Origin of the sequence: Paraburkholderia sp. JHI2823 (assembly GCF_038900695.1) — a bacterium.
GTDB lineage: Bacteria > Pseudomonadota > Gammaproteobacteria > Burkholderiales > Burkholderiaceae > Paraburkholderia > Paraburkholderia mimosarum.
On the sequence record NZ_JAYMRY010000163.1, the window covers coordinates 1 to 788 of the forward strand.

At 52.7% G+C, this 788-nt stretch carries 1 protein-coding gene and 1 pseudogene; one reads left to right on the top strand and one right to left on the bottom strand.

Annotated features, from left to right (window positions below; translation table 11 throughout):
* Nucleotides 1–415: 415 nt before the first annotated feature.
* Entirely contained in the window at nt 416–619 is a 204-nt protein-coding gene (locus VSR34_RS38110; RefSeq protein ID WP_342965198.1) for a cold-shock protein, read from the bottom strand.
* An 87-nt stretch (nt 620–706) separates the two neighbouring features.
* Between VSR34_RS38110 and VSR34_RS38115 the strand changes: the two are divergent.
* Nucleotides 707–788 (top strand): annotated as a pseudogene (locus tag VSR34_RS38115) (IS5/IS1182 family transposase); the annotation flags it as partial.

Genomic DNA, 788 nt, shown 5'->3' on the forward strand with positions numbered 1-788 from the left:
CCGATAGAGAAGATGAACCATTGTGTTCGATTTGCAGATGAGGACCTCGCCAGCGAATTCCATTAGGGCCTGCAGGCGCATAACGACCTGCGAAAACGGGCCGGACATAAGCGTGCTGCCTTTACCTGAAAGCCAAAAATCGCAACACTGTTTGCAATCCGGGAGGCGTCCACATAAGACCTTCCCTAGAACCGTGCGCAGTGCCGGGATTGCATCGCACCCTTGCGTTCGCGATGAGGACAGCTGCCGTATCACGCGCAGCGGACCATTCCGCCGCTGTGGGCACCTCGGCTATCAACCAGTGTTAGGTTCCAGCTGTCCTCACCCAGATTAAACGCCATCTACAGGCGGCCACCTGACGCCGCATTGCACCCATGCCTTCCTTATTCCCGCGGCATTACCAGAAAGCGCATGGTCAGAGCGGCTGGATGCCTATCGCCTGCCTGCCCTTGGGCCCGTTTTTTACTTCGAAGGTTACCCTTTGATTTTCCTTTAGCGTCTTGAAGCCCTCTATCTGGATATCAGAGTAATGCACAAACAGATCGCAGCTTCCGTCGTCTGGCTGAATGAATCCGTACCCTCTTTCATTGTTGAACCATTTAACCCTACCCGTTGCCATCTTCATTCCTTATCGACGTGTTCTATCAATATAGGATATGCTTAGACGGTGTTATGAACTTTCGGCCAGACCTGGTACCCTGGCGGGATGAAAAAACGCAGACCCTACCCAACGGATGTATCGGATGAAGAATGGTACTTCGCCGCTCCATACCTGACATTGATGAATC

Coding starts and splice junctions, on each gene's coding strand:
- VSR34_RS38110 (WP_342965198.1), bottom strand. CDS start 619: ATGGCAACGGGTAGGGTTAAATGGTTCAACAATGAAAGAGGGTACGGA.